The organism is Streptomyces cathayae (assembly GCF_029760955.1).
In the GTDB taxonomy this organism is placed as follows: Bacteria; Actinomycetota; Actinomycetes; order Streptomycetales; family Streptomycetaceae; genus Streptomyces; species Streptomyces cathayae.
On sequence record NZ_CP121682.1, the window covers coordinates 700470 to 716510 of the forward strand.

A 16041-nucleotide genomic window follows, 5' to 3' on the forward strand; every position below is an offset into this window, starting at 1 on the left:
GACGGGTTCACGTGGTGCCGGCCGGCCGCGGCGTGGCCGGCGCGGACTGCCGTTCGGGGGCGGGCTGTTGTTCCCGGGCGGCCCACCGCACCTCGCTGATGCGCAGTTCGCGGCCGGAGAGCAGTTCGGCCGCGGCCTGCCCGCAGCCGGGGCACAGCAGGCGGGGAGGCATGCCGACCTCCCACACCTCGCCGCACCCGGTGCAGCGCGCCGTGCCGGGGACGGTCCGGGTGGTCAGTTCGGCACCTTCCAGGACGGTGCCGGCGCAGGCCAGTTCGAAGCAGAAGGCGAGCGCGTCCGGGACGACGCCGGCCAGTTCGCCCACGTCGAGGGCCACGTGTGCGACGCCCGTGGCCCCGGCGGGCCGGGCCGCCTGTTCCACCTGGTCGACGACGGCCAGCGCGATGGACATCTCGTGCATCGGTCTCCGTCCTGCGCCCGTGACTGCCTGTCCGGCGCCCATTACAGACGCGCCTCCCCGGGCCGGCCGACCGGCGCGCCGGGATCACACGCCTGCGTGGGCCGTTCGGTTCACATCCTGCGCATCCGCAGGTATCGCCTGACGTCGGGGAGGACTCCCCTGACGAGGACGGCGAGGGCGGTGACGGCAGTGGCCGCGGTGGCGGCGGCAGCGCCGCCGACGAGGGTCTTCTTCACGGGGTGCTCCTTGTTCCTTCTGCGGCGGTGTGTCATACGGCGGCCTCCTGCCGGACGAGGTCGGTCACCATCCGCACCGCCTCCGGTACGGCGGCGGCGACCTGGGGGCTGAGCTCGAGGGTCTCGTCGAGGCAGGCGGGTTCGCAGCCGACGACGAGGGTGCGGCGCGGGGGCGTGGCGCCGGTTCCGGCGCACAGGGTGGCGAGCAGGGCGAGGACCGCGTCGGGTGACATGCGGTGCCCGTCGAGCGGGACGTCCGCCGCCGGTCCGGTGCCGTCCGGTGTCCCGGCGTCGATCAGGTAGAGCGTTCCGGGTTCGCCGCCTCGTGCGGTCGCGTCGACGATGACGAGCGTGTCGTAGCCGTCGAGGAGCTGGTAGGCGAGGTGCACACCGCGGATGCCGATGTCGGCCACCTCGACACCGGCCGGCAGGTCCTCCCGGGCGAGCCGGCGCGCGGTCTCGACGCCGAAGCCGTCGTCCCCGAGGAAGATGTTGCCGACCCCGGCGACGAGGGTGCGGGTGCCGTGCGGTGGGGTGGGGGTCACGCGTCCTCCAGGGCTTCCACCTCGTCGGGCTGGAAGTAGAGGAACCGGCCCTGTTCGCGGCGGATGTCGGCGCCGGGGTCGTCCTCCACGGTCACCGCGATGTGCACGCCTCCGTCGACGTCGTGCAGTACGGCCTCGACCAGTGCGCTGCGGCCGCTCAGGAACAGGTCCTGCGCGTCGGTGTGCCGCAGCCGGGGCCGCAGCACGACGCGGCAGCCCGCGCGTACCTCCCGGCCGTCGACGGTGACGTGGTCACGGTCGGGATCGACCGCGGTGTCGCCGCCCGGGTCCCACCAGGGGCTCTCGGGACGGAACACGTCCTGCGGGTCGTCCCCCGCGTCCGGCGGGCCGGTGACCTCCCGCAGGCTCCGCACCGCTCCGTGCAGCCGTTCGAGGACCTCCGGCGGCATGGTGTCCGCCAGTTCGATCACGGCCGCGGCACGGGCGTCCGTGCCTCTGGCCTCGCGTTTCTCCTCGTCGGTGAGGGCGATGGTGCGCAGCGCGAGGATCTCGTCGATCTCGGTGGCGTCGTAGAGCGCGCCGGGGCTCTCGGGGGCGATGGCGGGATGGTCCTCGAGGATGATCGGCGAGGACAGTACGAGGTCGGCACGGCCCGGTTCGCCGGCGAGCACGGGCCAGGTGTGCAGGTTCCGGCAGGCCGCGACGGCGCCCTTCGCCCACTCGGGCGGGTCGGTCATGGAGAGGAACGCCCCGGCGTCCAGGTGCAGGAGGACGTGGCTGGCGACCAGCGAGTACGGCAGCGCCGCGTCGCGGTCGTCGGTGTCCTCGGGCGTCCAGGGGCTGGTGTTCTCGACGACCACGCGCAGGCGCTGTGTGCGGTACGGGCCGTCCAGTTCGGCCGTGGAGAGCCGGACGGCGCCGCTGATCTCCTCACGGCGGCGGACCATGCGCCCGACGAGCCGCCCGTCGGCGTCCGTGACGGGCTCGGTCTCCTCGGCGGCGGCCCGGGTGAACGGGACGGTCACCCCGTCGCCGGTCAACTCCGCCACCGGTAGGGCGATCTCGACCTTCTCCTCCCGGCCCTCGTCCCAGGGGACCAGGACCCGGTCCTCCAGGTGCAGTTCGCGCACCGTCTCGTACGTCCCGTCGGCGTGCGCCTGCTGGACGGTGCGCCGTCGGGTGTGCAGGAGGCGGACCTCGACGGAGAGGGTGGCTCCGTTCTTCGGCTCCATCAGGCATTCGGTGTGCTGGGCGTCGTGTTCCTCGGCCGCCGCGCACCAGGCGGGCGGTACGAGCACGCCGAACTGCCAGCGCAGCCTGTTCTTGGCGGCCGATGCCCGGTACGGGTAGAGCACATAGCCCTCGAAGAGGACGGTGTCCGCGATCTGGCGGGCGACGGCGAGGCGGGCCTCGGTGCCGGGGGTGAACGCGGTGGTGGTCATGGTGTCCTCTCCCCCGCCGCGTCGAGCAGCGTCTCGACGGTCGCCTGCCACGACGGCAGCGCGTGGCGCGACCGGTAGGCGAGCAGCGCGTCCATGGCGTCCTGCGGCAGCCGGATCCAGCCGCAGCCCGGGAAGTGCTGCTCGATCATCTCCCGCCAGGTCTTCACCGGCAGGCGGAAGGTGGCCTCCTTGTCCCAGGGGACGGGCTCCACGTGGAAGCCGCCGGCGCCGGTGAACGCGGTGCCGGAGAACAGCATCAGCAGCGGAACCTCCCCCTCGGACAGGGCCCGGAGGTACCGCGACGCCGCGATGTCCGTGTCGTACGTGCAGGGCACGACCAGGTCGGTCTCGATCTCGCCGGTGAACCCGGGGACCATCACCGAGACCTGTGCGAACTGCACGGGGTTCAGGGTGCCGCCCCACCGGGAGCGTTCGCCGAAGAGGTCACTCAGGGCCGCGGCCTCGGTGTCGTCGTAGCCGCGGTGGGCGGGTTCGATGCGGATCTGGCAGCGCAGCGCGAGCGCGTGGACGCGGGTGGCCCCGGAGGTGGTGATCCGCAGCCGGAACACCAGGGTGGGGCCTGCCGCGTAGGCGTCGGCGCGTACTCCGGTGCAGTCGAAGGAGAACCCCGAGAACCCCGGGGAACCCGAGGAACCCGGGGAACCCGAGGAGCCCGTGGAACCCAGGATCTCGGTCATGGTCTGCTCCCCTGCGGGGCGCGGGCCCGGTCGCGGACGTGGGTGAAGAAGGCCTCGAGGTCGGCCCGGGCCTCCGCTCCTCCGTCGAATCCCTGCCAGCGCAGGCGCATCCGGCCCACCAGTTCGTAGCAGAGGTCGATCGGCACCAGATAGCACTCGGTGCGGCCCTGGTGCCGGCGCAGCAGCAGGGCCTCCACGTCGGATTCGAGCAGTGCGGCGAGGCGGGTCCCGGCGAGGACGGCCTGCCAGGAGGTCGGCTCCAGTTCGCTCTCGGTGGCTCCGGCCGGGCTCGGGTAGAGCGCGACCAGCCGGTCGAGGGCGGAGTTGTGGAAGAAGAAGGCGACGCCGACCGGGATGCGCAGTCGGTCCCAGGCGGTGTCGTCGAGCCGGTGGTCGGGGTCGCTCAGGCAGCGGCCGGGCACCGCGCGGAAGCGGCTCTTGGCATCGCCGGAGCGGTCCAGCAGCTGCGCGCAGGGACCGCACGCGCAGGCCAGCGCGCGTTTCTCGGTGTCGACGAGGTGCGGGTGGCGTTCACCGGCGAGGGGCGCCCCGCACAGTTCGCACTGTTCCTCGCGGGGCGGCCGGGGAGCGGTGAAGCGGCTCAGGCCGCGGCGGTCGGCGGTGCGCCGCGGTCCGTGCGCGCTCACGGGGCGGTGGCCGGCGGCCGGCCGCCACCGGGGCTCGGCGGGGCGGTGCCGATCTGGAGCAGCACCGGTTCGCGGGAGGCGTCGGCGGGTTCCAGCTCGACGGTGGTCACCTCGGGGGCGAAGCAGGCGAGCGAGTCGGTGGCCGCCTGCCGGACGGTCTCCTGGGTGCTGGGGCAGCCGCAGCCCGTGTCGGCGGTGGCCCTGAGGCGCAGCACGCCGGCCGCCGGGTCGAAGCCCGCGTTCTCGACGGCGTGCGGGAGGCCGCCGAGGGCGCGGGCGATGCGGGTGTGCACGTCCTCGGGGTGCAGCCCGTGCAGCACGAGCAGGCTCGCGACGAGTTCGTCGCCGAGCAGCGGGTCCAGCGGTTCGCCGGACCTCCCTGCCCCCAGGAGTTCCACGGCGCGGGCGAGCCCGGCGCCGTAGAACTCCATGAGGACCCGCACCAGTTCCTCGGCGGTCCGGCTCACCTGGGGGTCGCCGGCGCCGGCGAGCCGGTCGAGGATCTCCTCGACCCGCCGGCCGGCCTGCTCCGCGGTGGTGGCACTCGTCGTGCTCATCCGGCGAGTCCGCTCAGCCCGGTGGGCACGTGCATCGACTTCACGGTCTTCCCGCCGCCGACGTACATGTGGACGCCGCAGGGCAGGCAGGGGTCGAAGCTGCGCACGGCGCGCATGATGTCGATGCCCTTGAAGTTCTCGGGCGGGTTCTCCTCGAAGATCGGCGTGTTCTGCACCGCGTCCTCGTACGGGCCGGGGGTGCCGTAGCTGTCGCGGGTCGAGGCGTTCCACGGAGTCGGCGGATACGGGTGGTAGTTGGCGATCTTGCCGTCCCTGATGACCATGTGGTGCGAGAGGACGCCGCGGACCGCCTCGGTGAACCCGACGCCGATCGCCTCGTCCGGCACCTCGAACTTCTCCCACGTCTGGGTGCGCCCGGCGCGGACCTCTTCGAGGCCCTTCTCGGCGCAGTGCAGGGCGACCGCGGCCGAGTACGCCTGGAAGTACGTGCGGGCGCGGTTGCGTTCCAGCGCGTTGCTCCACTGCGGGATCTTCCACTCGAAGGTGGTCTCCGGCTTGGTCAGTGTGCGCGGCAGGTTGATCACGACGCTGTGGCCGGTGGCCTTGACGTACCCGATGTCGACGAGACCGGACAGCGCGGTGGACCACAGCCGGGCGAGGGGGCCGCCGCCGGTGTCGAGGGCGAGGTGGTCCTTGCCGTCGAACCAGCGCGGGGACATGACCCAGCTGTACTTGTCGTCGAAGTCCCGTTTCTGCGGAGCCGGGATGGTGTGCTGGTTCCACGGGTGCCGCGGGTCGACGGGGTTGCCGAGCGGGTCGTTCGTCACGAACTGCTCCTGGCCCTGCCAGTCCTCGTAGTACGAGCTGCCCAGCAGGATGCGCATGCCGAGATTGATCTCGGTGAGGTCGCTGGTGACGAGCTTGCCGTCGACGATGATGCCGGGGGTGACGAACATCCGCCGGCCCCAGTCGGTCATGTTGGCGTAGGTGAAGTCGCAGTACTCGGGGTCGTTGAGCGCCCCCCAGCAGCCCAGCAGCACCCGGCGGCGGCCCACTTCCTCGTATCCCGGCAGCGCCTCGTAGAAGAAGTCGAACAGGTCGTCGTGGAGCGGGACGACCCGTTTCATGAACTCCACGTACCGCATGAGGCGGCTCAGGTAGTCGGTGAACAGCTGCACGCTGGCGACGGTGCCGACGCCGCCGGGGTAGAGGGTGGAGGGGTGCACGTGGCGGCCCTCCATCAGGCAGAACATCTCCCGGGTGTAGCGGCTGACCTGCAGCGCCTCGCGGTAGAACTCGCCTTCGAGGGGGTTGAGGGAGCGCATGATGTCGGCGATGGTGCGGTACCCGTGGTCGGCCGCGTGCGGGGCCTCGGTGCGCTCGGCGAGTTCGAGGACGCCGGGGTTGGTCTCGCGGACCATTTTCTCGCAGTAGTCGACCCCTACCAGGTTCTCCTGGAAGATGTTGTGGTCGAACATGTACTCGGCGGACTCGCCGAGGTTGATGATCCACTCCCCGAGGTGCGGAGGCTTCACGCCGTACGCCATGTTCTGCGCGTACACCGAGCAGGTGGCGTGGTTGTCACCGCAGATGCCGCAGATCCTGCTGGTGATGAAGTGCGCGTCGCGCGGGTCCTTTCCGCGCATGAAGACGCTGTAGCCGCGGAAGACCGACGAGGTGCTGTAGCACTCCGCGACCCGCTTCTGCTTGAAGTCGATCTTCGTGTGGATGCCGAGACTGCCCACGATCCGGGTGATCGGGTCCCAGGCCATCTCCACCAGGCCGGTTTTGTCACCGGTCGTCGTCTTTGCCATGGTGCGTGCGGTGCCCTTCGTCAGCTGGTCGCGCGGGGGGTGGGTTCGGTGTGCGGTGCTGTCACCGGTCGTGCTGTCACCACGGCGGCCGGTAGCCGGTGGTGATCTTGTCTCCCCTGTGGCGCCACCTCGGCTCCTTGTCCACGGTCCGTGCCGTGATCGTGCGGAGCTTGCGGACGACGGCGCCGTACGCGCCGCTCCCGGTGCTGGAGACCTTGGCGCCGGGGGGCTCGTCCATGAACGGCATGAACTTGTCGGGGAAGCCCGGCATGGTGCACGCGATGCAGATGCCGCCCACGTTCGGGCAGCCGCCGATGCCGTTCATCCAGCCGCGCTTGGTCACGTTGCACTTGACGACGGGTCCCCAGCAGCCGAGTTTCACCGAGCACTTGGGCGAGTCGTAGCTGGTGGCGAACTGCCCCTGCTCGTAGTAGCCGCCCCGGTCGCAGCCCTCGTGCACGGTGGCACCGAACAGCCAGGTCGGCCGGAGCTTGTCGTCGAGCGGGATCATCGGCGCCGAACCGGCGGCCTGGTAGAGCAGGTACGTCAGCGTCTCGGCGAAGTTGTCGGGCTGGATCGGACAGCCGGGCACGCACACGATGGGGATGCCCGCCTTCGACTTCCAGTCCCATCCGAGGTAGTCGGGCACGCCCATCGCGCCGGTGGGATTGCCCGCCATGGCGTGGATGCCACCGTAGGTGGCGCACGTGCCGATGGCGACGACGGCCAGGGCCTTGGGCGCCAGCCGGTCGATCCATTCGCTGGTGGTGATGGGCTGCCCGGTCTCGGGGTTGTCACCGAAGCCGCACCAGTACCCCTCCTGCTTGATGGCCTCGTTGGGGACCGAGCCCTCGACGACCAGGACGAAGGGGTCGATCTCGCCGCGTTCGCCCTTGAAGAACCATTCGATGAACGTGTCGGCTCCGCCGACCGGACCGCATTCGAAGTCGATCAGCGGCCAGTGCACCGCGATCTTCGGCAGGCCCGGCAGCCCTTGGAGCGCGATCTCCTCGATGCTCGGCTGCATGGCCGCGGTCAGGGCGACGGAGTCGCCGTCGCAGCTCAGCCCGGCGTTGATCCAGAGGATGTGGATCGGCTTCTCCTCGGAGCCGGACGTGCCCGTCGCGCCGGGCTCCTCGACCGTGGTCGGCGATGCTGCGTTCATGGGAACGCCTCCTGGAGGGTGCGGCAAGACCCGCGCTCGGATCTTCGTTCTCTGCTAACAGTCGGCCCGTCCGGCGAGTGCCGCATCCGGAATGCCTCCGTCGGTGGCCGCGGATTCCTTGCGCACGAAGGCCCGGCGCAGGGCGTGGTAGGGGGCCGCCGGGTCGTCGAAGATGCTCCGCATGCGGGCGAGTTCCTGCTCCCGGTGACGGGCGAGAGGCGAGGTGGCCTCCCGGTGCTCGGCTTCTGCCTTCTTGGCCGCGAGACGCGTCTGAACAGAGGGAAGGACCGCCAGATGTACGGCCGTTCGGGTGACGTTGTCGGTGAAGTCGTCCGGGCCGCAGTGCAGGATCCGGTCGACGAGCCCCATGCCGAGCGCCGCCGAGGCCGTCAGCGGCGCGGCCTCGCCGGTGAGCCGTTCCGCCGTGGCGGCGCCCACCCGGCGGGGCAGGGTGTACGTCCAGTACTCGGAGCCGTACAGGCCCATGAGCCGGTAGTGCGGATTGAGGACCGAACCGGAGCGGCACCAGACCTCGTCCGCGGCCAGGGCGAGCATGACCCCGCCGGCGGCCGCGTTGCCGCCGATCGCGCTGACGACGAACCGGTCGGTCGTGGTGAGGACGGCCTCGACGAGGTCGTCCATGGCGTTGATGTTGGCCCAGGACTCGGCAGCCGGGTCGGCTGCCGCCTCGATGACGTTCAGGTGGATGCCGTTGGAGAAGAAGTCCCGGCCGCCTCCCAGTACGAGCACGCCGGTGGGGCGGAAGCAGGCCGCCCGGTAGGCGTCCAGCAGGCGGCGGCAGTGGTCGGTGCCCATGGCGCCGCCCGGGAAGGAGAAGGCCAGGAAGCCGACCGGCCCCTCCTCCCGGTAGCGGATGTCCTGCCAGGTCCGGGCTCCGGCAGGTGGCTGCGGTGCCGCGGGGACTTCGGGCAGGGCGGGCAGGCGGCCGGCGAGGGCGAGGGTGGCGGGCAGTTTGCAGGCCCGGGGGCGTCCCGGGCCGGTGCGGGCCCGCAGCTCCGGGATCCAGACCGCGCCGTCCGCCGTGGCCCGGCAGATCGCGCCGGTGCGGGTCGCCAGGAGCTCACCCGGGCGGCCGCGGAGCCGGTCCTCCGCGTGGCCGCCGTGCAGGAACCATTCACGGCCGAGAAGTTCGTCGCGCACGCCCGGCTGGGAGTCCGCGGCGCGCAGCTTGCGCAGGACGGTGTCGGTGGAGTCCGTGTCCCAGGAGATGCCCCGGTCCCGCTGTCGCAGCGGCGGCCGGGTCCTGGCACCCGGCAGGCAGGTGAAGTCGTCCTGCGGCCGGGGCACGTACGTGCCGGAGGCGAACCGGTCGACCGCGAGCAGGACGGCTTCCAGCGCCGCGTCGGCCACCTCGCCCCGGTACAGGTCGCTCTTCGCCACGTCCGGCACGGCGAAGTTCGTCGTCGCCCACACGGGGCCGGCGTCCATCTCGGCCACGGCCTCCAGCACGGTGACGCCCCACTCTCCGGCTCCCTCCTGGACGGCCCAGTCGAGTGAGGACGGCCCACGGTCCCCCACGGGGCCGGGGTGGACGATCAAACAGGTCCGCGCCGTCCAGACGTCAGGCGGCACGACGGCCTTCAGCATGGGGGCCACGAGCAGATCGGGATCGTGCCGGCGCACGGCGCGACGCACGTCCTCGCCGTGCGGGGTGACCTCCACGGCGACGGAGTGGCGGCGTTCCGACAGCTCGGCGTGGACACGCTGCGTGAGGCTGTTGTACGCGCTGGCGACGAGCAGAATACGCATGGTGGCTCTCCCTGGAAGGCGCGGCCGCCTCGTACCGCGGCCGTCCGGGGATCGTCGGCCCCTTGCGTCCTCCCACGGCGGCATGACCCCCGGGGCATCGCTCGCACGGGTGACACTTCGGCTCCACCTGGCCGGGAGGCGAGCCCGCCGCCAGCGGTGACAATTGGTGTGATATCGGGTACTCGACAGGGTGGCCGACACGACAACCGACAGGGAGTCCGGCACATGTCCAGGAAAGAGAAGTCGTCGCAGCCCTCGCACGGCGAGGGCCCGAGCCGCCACAAGGGCACCGAACAGCACGGCTGGGCCCCCGACGTCGACGAGACACGCCAGCAGGACAACCCGAGCGCCCAGCGCTCCTTCCACCCGGACGAGCACGCCCCGCCCGCCGGGAAGGGGCGCAGGAAGTCCAAGCAGGAACGTGGATCCGTCCCCGGGGACACGGTCGAGAGCGGCACGAAGAGCGGCGAGGAGTACGGCGACGACGCGGAGAAGGGAATGCGCGACACCGGACGCCGGGGTCGCTCCCGGCGCCCGAGCGGCACCCGGGACGACTCCGCCTTCACCGGCGTCGACCCGGACGAGGGCGGGGAGCAGCGCCGCCCCGGCTGACGCCGGGCGTGCGGGGTGCACCGCCCCGCGCACGTCACCGGGGGCGGCCGGGAAACGGTCATCGGCCGTCCGGGCCGCGTCGCACCGGACCGGGGTCACCCCCGGGCGGCTCGACGGGCCGCCCGGGCCGTGGGCAGGTAGCGCAGGCGCTCGGGCAGCAGCGGGACCACCGTGCGGACGACGGCGCCCAGGCGGCGCAGTCCGCGTTCGTCCCGTGCCGTCCAGGCCAGACCGAGGCGGTCACGGACGGTGGGCGGGAGCAGGCCGGTCGTGACGAAGACGTGCAGCCGCGCCAGGGGCGGGCGGAGCACCGGCCAGAGCCGGCGCAGGAGCACACCCGCGCCGTCCGGCGGCGGGATCGGCCGCCGCGGGTCGAGCAGTTCCGCCACGACGGCCGTCCTCTCCAGTTCCTCGCCCACCATCGCGTCGAAGTACGGCCAGAACTCCTCCGGGGTGCGCGGCATGTCGCGCTGCCTGATGCCGAGGATGGCCCCGAGACGGAGGAGTTCGTCATAGAGGCGGCGTTCGTCCGGCTCGTCGAACGGGTGGGACAGGTACTGGGCGGCCCTCAGGAAGACGGGATAGGCGGTGGCGTGCACCCAGGCGTAGTAGGCCGGGGTGAGTGCGTGGTAGGCGCGGCCCCGGGCGTCGGTGCCGCTGATGGTCCTGTGCAGCTCGCGGAGCCTGCGGCCCTCCTCGAGGGCCTGCTCGCCGCCGTAGACCCACAGCTGCAGGGAGTTCAGTGAGCGTTCGGCCCGGCCCCAGGGGTCGGTGCGGAACACGGAGTGGTCGTCGACGCCCGCGCCGACCGCCGGGTGGGCGACCTGGAGCACCAGGGCGGGCGGCAGGGAGAGCAGGATCCGGACGTCACCGGTGATGTCCCAGAGGAGGGAGCCCGGCGCGAACGGGACGGGCCCCGAGAAGGTGTCCGGGCCGGGTGCGGGGCCCGTGCCCGGCCCGGTGTGCGCGTGGTCGCCGGCCATCTCAGCACGCTCCGGTGGGCCGTCGTACTCGTCCCCTGTGCCCTGGCTGTGGGGCCGTGGGGCCGTGGGTACCGCCCTCCGTCCGGAGGGCGGTCGTCGCCGCCTTCGCGGTGTCCGGCACCGCGTTCGAGGTGCACGCCGAGGAGGTCACCGCGAACCGTGTGTCCTCCTTCCCATCCTCCATCGGCGCCGGCCGCGATGCCAAGCCGGTCCTGCCGACCGCCGTCAAGGGCGGCGCGGAGGAGATCTCTCCCGGCGCCGGGCGAGTCCGCCGAGGGCGCGTGACGAGCGCGGAGGCCCTCCGGGCGTTTCGCCGGAGGACCTCCTCACTCCACCACCCCACGGGGCGTGCGCCTCAGCCGACGCCGGCTCGCGCTGCCGCCGCGCCCGCGGAGTCCGCGGACTCCGCGGTGAGCCGCTCCATGCCGCTGGTGTCCTTCAGCGGCTTCTCCTTGATGAACAGCACCGCGATCACGGCAAGGGCCGCGACGGGCGTGGCCACGAGGAAGAGTTCCGCGGTGGCCATCCCGTAGGCGCGCTCCACGATCTCCCGCATCGGCTCGGGCAGCGTCGCCATGTCGGGCACTCCGCCCCCGCCGGCCTCGTCCGCACCGGCCGGGATGCCCGCTTCCGTCAGGCTCCTGGTCATCTCGGTGGCGACCCGGTTGGCGAGGATCGCCCCGAGCACACTGGTGCCGATGGTGCCGCCCATGCTTCGGAAGAAGGACAACACCGAGGTGGCGGCGCCCAGTTCGGTCGCGGGAACGTCGTTCTGGGCGGCCAGCACCAGGTTCTGCATCAGCATGCCGACGCCGACGCCCATGATCGCCATGTAGGCGCTGAGCAGGCCGAAGTGGGTGTCGACGTCGATGGTGGCCAGCAGTCCGAGGCCCACCGTCATGATGATGGAGCCCGCGACCAGGTACACCTTCCACCGGCCGGTCCTGGTGATGATCTGCCCGGCGACGGTCGAGGAGACGAGCAGGCCCAGGATCATGGGCAGGCTCATCAGCCCCGCGACCGTCGGGGACTTGCCCAGGGAGATCTGGAAGTACTGCGAGAGGAAGACGGTGCCGCCGAACATGGCCACACCGACGAGGAGACTGGCGACGGTGGTGAGCGTCACCGTGCGGTTGCGGAAGATGCCCAGGGGGATGACCGGTTCCGGCACGCGCGCCTCGACGACGACCGCGGCGATCAGCAGCACCACTCCCCCGCCGGCCAGTGCGGCGGTCTGCCACGAGATCCAGTCGAACTCGGTCCCCGCGAGCGTGACCCAGATGAGCAGGGCGCTGACACCCGCGACGATCAGGAAGGCGCCCAGGAAGTCGATCTTCACCTCACGGCGGACGGTGGGCAGCTTCAGGGTGCGCTGCAGCAGCACGATGGCGAGCAGCGCGAACGGCACCCCGATGAAGAAGCACCAGCGCCAGCCGAGCCAGGAGGTGTCCACCAGGACACCTCCGATGAGCGGTCCGGCCACGGTGCCGACCGCGAAGACGGCTCCGAAGATGCCCGCGTACTTGCCGAGCCGACGCGGCGGGATGATGGCCGCCATCACGACCTGCGCCAGAGCCGTGAGACCGCCCGCGCCGATGCCCTGCACCACGCGGCTGAAGATCAGCAGCCCCACTTCCTGCGAGAAGCCCGCGAGCAGCGAGCCCACGATGAAGAGGGACAGGGACAGCTGGAGCAGCAGCTTCTGGTTGAACAGGTCCGACAGCTTGCCCCACAGGGGCACCGTCGCCGTCATCGCCAGCAGTTCGGCGGTGATGACCCAGGTGTAGGAGGACTGGCTGGCCTCCAGATCGGCGATGATGCGCGGGAGCGCGTTGGCGACCACGGTGCCGGCCAGGATGGCGACGAACATGCCCGCCATCAGCCCCGACATGGCCTGGAGTATCTGCCGGTGGGTCATGGCGGTGGGGGGCGCCTCCACGGGCGCCGGTGTTGAGTTCACTTCGGTTCTTTCGCAGCAGTCGAGAGGGTGAGCAAAAGGGAAGAGCGAGAGGGACGGATCACGCGTGCCGGGGACGACGCGCAGCCGTTCCGTGAGAGACGGAGGGGGTCAGATCCCTTCGACCGGTTCGGCGGGTTCGACAGGCCCGGCGGGCTCGACCGGTCCCTGGAGGCCGGTGGCCATGTGGTCGAACACCGACCGGAAGACCTCCTCGAAAGGGGTCTCGTCCTGTCGTACGCACCAGTGCTCCACGGCCACGCGGACCGCTGTGGTGCCGACGGCGGCCAGCAGCCTCGGATACAGCCCCAGAGCCCGCCTGCGCAGTTGGCCCTCGGCCGACCCGAGAGGGGGACGGTCCCCCGTGAACAGCGGCGATCCGGCGCCGATGCGCTCCGCGAGCGTTTCGGCCAGCAGGAACTCGTCCTCGACGTGGGCGCCGAGACTCCGCGCCAGCAGGTGCGGTGATCTGCGCAGCACCTCGGAGTGCAGGCGCCACAGCTCGTGCTGTTGTTCCACTTCCCCCAGCTCCGCGGCCAGCGCGTCCCGCAGCGCCGCCAGCGGTGGCGTGCCGGCGGGCGCGGCGAGCACCGCCTGCCGGACCCGCGCACCCGACTCCGCGCCCACCATCACGAACGCCTCGTCACGGGAGTCGAAGTAGTTGAAGAACGTGCGGGGTGAGACGCCGACCGCCTCGCTGATCGCGTCGACGGTGACGTTCTCCGCGCCGTGCTCGGCCGCCAGCCGCACCGCGGCCGCCACCAGGGCGGCACGGGTCGCCCGCTTCTTGCGTCCCCGAAGTCCGCCGTCCGCCGGGTCTCTGTCGCTCACGTCGTGCAGGATACGCAAATATGCAGAGCCTGCAAAAACACGGAACGCCTCGACCCGCCACAACCGGCCACGGCCGGCCACCCCACCGGCGGACACGACGGAGCCCGGCCACCGGTGGGGTGGCCGGGCTCCGCTGTCGGGCCGGGGCGTCAGTCGGTGATGTCGACCTTGCCGCCTGCGGGGTCCGCGGGGGCGCGCTCCGCGGGAGCCGGCACCGTCGGCGTGCCGCGCCGGGTGATCCCCTGGAGGAGTTCGCCGAGGTCGACGCCGGTGGTGGAGCTGAGGAGCTCCATGCCCTGCGCGACGTTGTCGGCGACGGTGCGCGGGAGCTGGCCCGCGCCGTCCGTGGAGATGACCGTCAGCTTGTCCACGGCGGCCAGCGGCTCGGCGGCCTTGCCGACGACCTGCGGCAGCACCTCGACCAGCATCTGGAGCACGGCCGCGTCGCCGTAGCGTTCGAAGGCGTCGGCCTTCTTGTGCATGGCGTCGGCCTCCGCCGCACCCTTCGCGGAGATCGCGGCGGCCTCGGCGTCACCCTCCAGGCGGACGGCGTCGGCGAGCGCGGCGCGGTGGGCCTTCTCACCCTCACCGGTGAGCCTGGCCCGCTCGGCGGCCGCCTCGGCCTCCTTGACCGAGGCGATCCGGCGGGCCTCGGCCTCCTGCTCGGCCTGGTAGCGGGCGGCGTCGGCGGGCTTGCGGACCTTGGTGTCGAGTTCACGGTCGGTCAGCGCGGCCTGCCGGGTGGCGACCTTCTCCTGCTCCTGCAGGACCTCCTGCTCCCGGGCGGCCTCGGCGAGCGGGCCGGCGGCGTTGGCGCGGGCGACGGCCTCGTCCGTCTCGGCCTTGATCTCGGCCTGCTTCAGCGCGAAGGTGCGCTGGGCGATCGCGATCTCCTCCTCCGCCTTGAGCCGGGCCTGCTCGGAGGCGCGCCGGGCGACGGCCTCGGCGATGTCGGCCTCCTGCTTGGCGCGGGCCGCCTCGGGCCGGCCCAGGTCCTCGAGGTAGGAGCCCTCGGTGGTGATGTCCTGGATCTGGAAGGCGTCCAGCACGAGGCCCTGTCCGGAGAGGCTGGCCTCGGCCTCCTCCGCGACCTGTCCGGCGAAGGCGGCGCGGTCACGGATGATGTCCTCGACGGACATGCGCCCCACGATGGAGCGCAGCGCGCCGGACAGCACTTCCTGGGTGAACCCGACGATGCCGTCCTGCTGGTCGAGGAAGCGCTGGGCCGCGGCGCGGATCGAGTCCTCGGTGCCGCCGACCTTGACGATGGCGACACCCTCCAGGTTCGCCTTCACCCCGCGCAGGGTGACCGCGCCCCGGACCGCGATCGGGATGTGCCGGCTGGAGAGTTCGAGGGTGAACTTCTGCTGGACGAACGGGACGACGAAGACGCCGCCGCCGACCACGACCTTCTGGCCGCTGTTGTCGGTGAAGACCCGGCCGGTCTCGGGGTCGGTGGACTGCTTGCCTCGCCGGCCGGTGACGATGAACGCCTCGCTGGGGCCGGCGACCTTGTAGCGGGTGACCACCACCAGGCCCAGCAGGACCAGGAGTACGACGACTCCCACCACGGCGATCAGTACAGGACTCATAGGTGTGGAATCCCCTCAGCCTTCCCCGGGGGACGGCGATGTGGTTCGGATGGGACGGGAAAGCGGATACTGCGGGAGCCGCCGGCGCCATCGCGGGCGTCGGCGGGTGACGTGCCGTTCCGCGGGGACGTGCCGGTCGGCACCGGTCAGCGCTCGACCGGGCGGACCGCCACCGAGGTCGCGGACAGTGCCGACTCCACCCAGACCTCGGCACCCCGCGCGACGGGCACGGCGCTCTTCGCGGACAGCTTCAGCGGCTGCCCGGCGAGATACACCAGCACCTCGCCGTAGCCCTCGGCCGGGATGGCGGTCACCACCGAGCCGGAGGTGCCGACGAGGTCGCCGCCCCGCGGGGTGGCGGCGGTCTGATCCCGCATCAGGGCCCGGCTGAACTTCCAGGTCAGCCAGCCCGCTGCGACCCCCGCCAGCACGCCGACCACCGTCGCACCGGTGACCCCGAGGTCCGTCGTGCCGAGGACGATCGCGCCGCCGAAACCGAGCATGGAGACGAACCCGGCGATCACCGGCAGCGACAGCAGCCCGTCGAACATACCGTCCAGCACACCGCCGAAGACGCCTTCCAGGAGTCCGTCGAAGATCAGTGAGAACAGCAGCAGAAGCAGTCCCGCGACGCCGAGACCCACAAACCACTCCATTCGGGCCTCACTTTCGCCGACCGGCCTCCCGCATGCGCATGCTCTCACGCATCCGGACTCGAACACATTGCCAGGACTCGGCAATCTTTACGCTTCCTTCATGCCGCCTTCCAGCGGAGACCGCCGTTCCGCTCCTGCCCGGGCCGCGGTACGCGTCACGTGGCACACGACGGACACGCCCCCGCCGTCACCG

The 16041-nt window shown here is 71.8% G+C and carries 16 protein-coding genes; 1 reads left to right on the forward strand and 15 read right to left on the reverse strand.

The features are described 5' to 3' along the window. Positions 1–7 precede the first annotated feature (7 nt). From PYS65_RS03355 to PYS65_RS03400, 10 genes are all read right to left on the reverse strand, one after another. Positions 8–421: a hydrogenase maturation nickel metallochaperone HypA/HybF gene (locus PYS65_RS03355; RefSeq protein ID WP_279332261.1), complete on the reverse strand. Its 414-nt coding sequence runs from the start codon at positions 419–421 to the stop codon at positions 8–10. Between the two features lie 110 nt (positions 422–531). Next, on the reverse strand, positions 532–657 hold the full coding sequence (locus PYS65_RS03360) for a DUF6893 family small protein (protein WP_279332262.1): 126 nt from the start codon (positions 655–657) through the stop codon (positions 532–534). A gap of 32 nt (positions 658–689) precedes the next feature. Continuing rightward, positions 690–1202 carry a hydrogenase maturation protease gene (locus PYS65_RS03365; RefSeq protein ID WP_279332263.1) on the reverse strand — a complete coding sequence of 171 codons (513 nt, stop codon included), beginning with the start codon at positions 1200–1202 and terminating at the stop codon, positions 690–692. Then, on the reverse strand, positions 1199–2605 hold the full coding sequence (locus PYS65_RS03370; protein WP_279332264.1) for a hypothetical protein: 1407 nt from the start codon (positions 2603–2605) through the stop codon (positions 1199–1201). The genes PYS65_RS03365 and PYS65_RS03370 overlap by 4 nt, the downstream gene beginning before the upstream one ends. Continuing rightward, positions 2602–3303 carry a DUF6084 family protein gene (locus PYS65_RS03375; RefSeq protein ID WP_279332265.1) on the reverse strand — a complete coding sequence of 234 codons (702 nt, stop codon included), beginning with the start codon at positions 3301–3303 and terminating at the stop codon, positions 2602–2604. The genes PYS65_RS03370 and PYS65_RS03375 overlap by 4 nt, the downstream gene beginning before the upstream one ends. Next, complete coding sequence (locus PYS65_RS03380; protein WP_279332266.1) at positions 3300–3950, reverse strand: DUF5947 family protein; 651 nt, start codon at positions 3948–3950, stop codon at positions 3300–3302. The genes PYS65_RS03375 and PYS65_RS03380 overlap by 4 nt, the downstream gene beginning before the upstream one ends. After that, on the reverse strand, positions 3947–4507 hold the full coding sequence (locus tag PYS65_RS03385) for a hypothetical protein (protein ID WP_279332267.1): 561 nt from the start codon (positions 4505–4507) through the stop codon (positions 3947–3949). The genes PYS65_RS03380 and PYS65_RS03385 overlap by 4 nt, the downstream gene beginning before the upstream one ends. Beyond that, positions 4504–6282 (reverse strand): nickel-dependent hydrogenase large subunit, encoded by a 1779-nt coding sequence (locus PYS65_RS03390; protein WP_279332268.1) that lies wholly within the window; start codon positions 6280–6282, stop codon positions 4504–4506. The genes PYS65_RS03385 and PYS65_RS03390 overlap by 4 nt, the downstream gene beginning before the upstream one ends. Before the next feature lie 76 nt (positions 6283–6358). Then, positions 6359–7447: an NADH-quinone oxidoreductase subunit B family protein gene (locus PYS65_RS03395; RefSeq protein ID WP_279332269.1), complete on the reverse strand. Its 1089-nt coding sequence runs from the start codon at positions 7445–7447 to the stop codon at positions 6359–6361. 54 nt (positions 7448–7501) lie between these two features. Beyond that, positions 7502–9217: a hydrogenase maturation protein gene (locus PYS65_RS03400; protein WP_279332270.1), complete on the reverse strand. Its 1716-nt coding sequence runs from the start codon at positions 9215–9217 to the stop codon at positions 7502–7504. A gap of 225 nt (positions 9218–9442) precedes the next feature. Here PYS65_RS03400 and PYS65_RS03405 point away from each other — a divergent pair, with 225 nt between their 5' ends. Next, positions 9443–9829 (forward strand): hypothetical protein, encoded by a 387-nt coding sequence (locus PYS65_RS03405; RefSeq protein ID WP_279332271.1) that lies wholly within the window; start codon positions 9443–9445, stop codon positions 9827–9829. A gap of 95 nt (positions 9830–9924) precedes the next feature. On the opposite strand, the gene PYS65_RS03410 is transcribed toward PYS65_RS03405, so the two are convergent. The 5 genes from PYS65_RS03410 to PYS65_RS03430 form a co-directional block, all read right to left on the reverse strand. Continuing rightward, positions 9925–10812, reverse strand: coding sequence for an oxygenase MpaB family protein (locus PYS65_RS03410; RefSeq protein WP_279332272.1), 888 nt, complete (start codon positions 10810–10812; stop codon positions 9925–9927). A 355-nt stretch (positions 10813–11167) separates the two neighbouring features. Then, positions 11168–12730 (reverse strand): MDR family MFS transporter, encoded by a 1563-nt coding sequence (locus tag PYS65_RS03415; RefSeq protein ID WP_279337835.1) that lies wholly within the window; start codon positions 12728–12730, stop codon positions 11168–11170. A gap of 150 nt (positions 12731–12880) precedes the next feature. Next, positions 12881–13609, reverse strand: a complete 729-nt coding sequence (locus PYS65_RS03420) for a TetR/AcrR family transcriptional regulator (RefSeq protein ID WP_279337837.1) — start codon at positions 13607–13609, stop codon at positions 12881–12883. 140 nt (positions 13610–13749) lie between these two features. Next, a complete protein-coding gene (locus tag PYS65_RS03425) occupies positions 13750–15192 on the reverse strand; it encodes a flotillin family protein (protein ID WP_279332273.1) in 1443 nt (480 codons plus the stop codon). Positions 15193–15338: 146 nt separating this feature from the next. Next, a complete protein-coding gene (locus PYS65_RS03430; protein ID WP_279332274.1) occupies positions 15339–15848 on the reverse strand; it encodes a hypothetical protein in 510 nt (169 codons plus the stop codon). Positions 15849–16041: the final 193 nt, after the last annotated feature.

Bases quoted from the DNA above. Each gene is read 5' to 3' on its own strand.
- PYS65_RS03390 (WP_279332268.1), bottom strand. From the start codon at position 6,282: ATGGCAAAGACGACGACCGGTGACAAAACCGGCCTGGTGGAGATGGCC.
- PYS65_RS03355 (WP_279332261.1), bottom strand. From the start codon at position 421: ATGCACGAGATGTCCATCGCGCTGGCCGTCGTCGACCAGGTGGAACAG.
- PYS65_RS03370 (WP_279332264.1), bottom strand. From the start codon at position 2,605: ATGACCACCACCGCGTTCACCCCCGGCACCGAGGCCCGCCTCGCCGTC.
- PYS65_RS03415 (WP_279337835.1), bottom strand. From the start codon at position 12,730: ATGACCCACCGGCAGATACTCCAGGCCATGTCGGGGCTGATGGCGGGC.
- PYS65_RS03430 (WP_279332274.1), bottom strand. From the start codon at position 15,848: ATGGAGTGGTTTGTGGGTCTCGGCGTCGCGGGACTGCTTCTGCTGCTG.
- PYS65_RS03395 (WP_279332269.1), bottom strand. From the start codon at position 7,447: ATGAACGCAGCATCGCCGACCACGGTCGAGGAGCCCGGCGCGACGGGC.
- PYS65_RS03400 (WP_279332270.1), bottom strand. From the start codon at position 9,217: ATGCGTATTCTGCTCGTCGCCAGCGCGTACAACAGCCTCACGCAGCGT.
- PYS65_RS03385 (WP_279332267.1), bottom strand. From the start codon at position 4,507: ATGAGCACGACGAGTGCCACCACCGCGGAGCAGGCCGGCCGGCGGGTC.
- PYS65_RS03375 (WP_279332265.1), bottom strand. From the start codon at position 3,303: ATGACCGAGATCCTGGGTTCCACGGGCTCCTCGGGTTCCCCGGGTTCC.
- PYS65_RS03425 (WP_279332273.1), bottom strand. From the start codon at position 15,192: ATGAGTCCTGTACTGATCGCCGTGGTGGGAGTCGTCGTACTCCTGGTC.
- PYS65_RS03410 (WP_279332272.1), bottom strand. From the start codon at position 10,812: ATGGCCGGCGACCACGCGCACACCGGGCCGGGCACGGGCCCCGCACCC.
- PYS65_RS03405 (WP_279332271.1), top strand. From the start codon at position 9,443: ATGTCCAGGAAAGAGAAGTCGTCGCAGCCCTCGCACGGCGAGGGCCCG.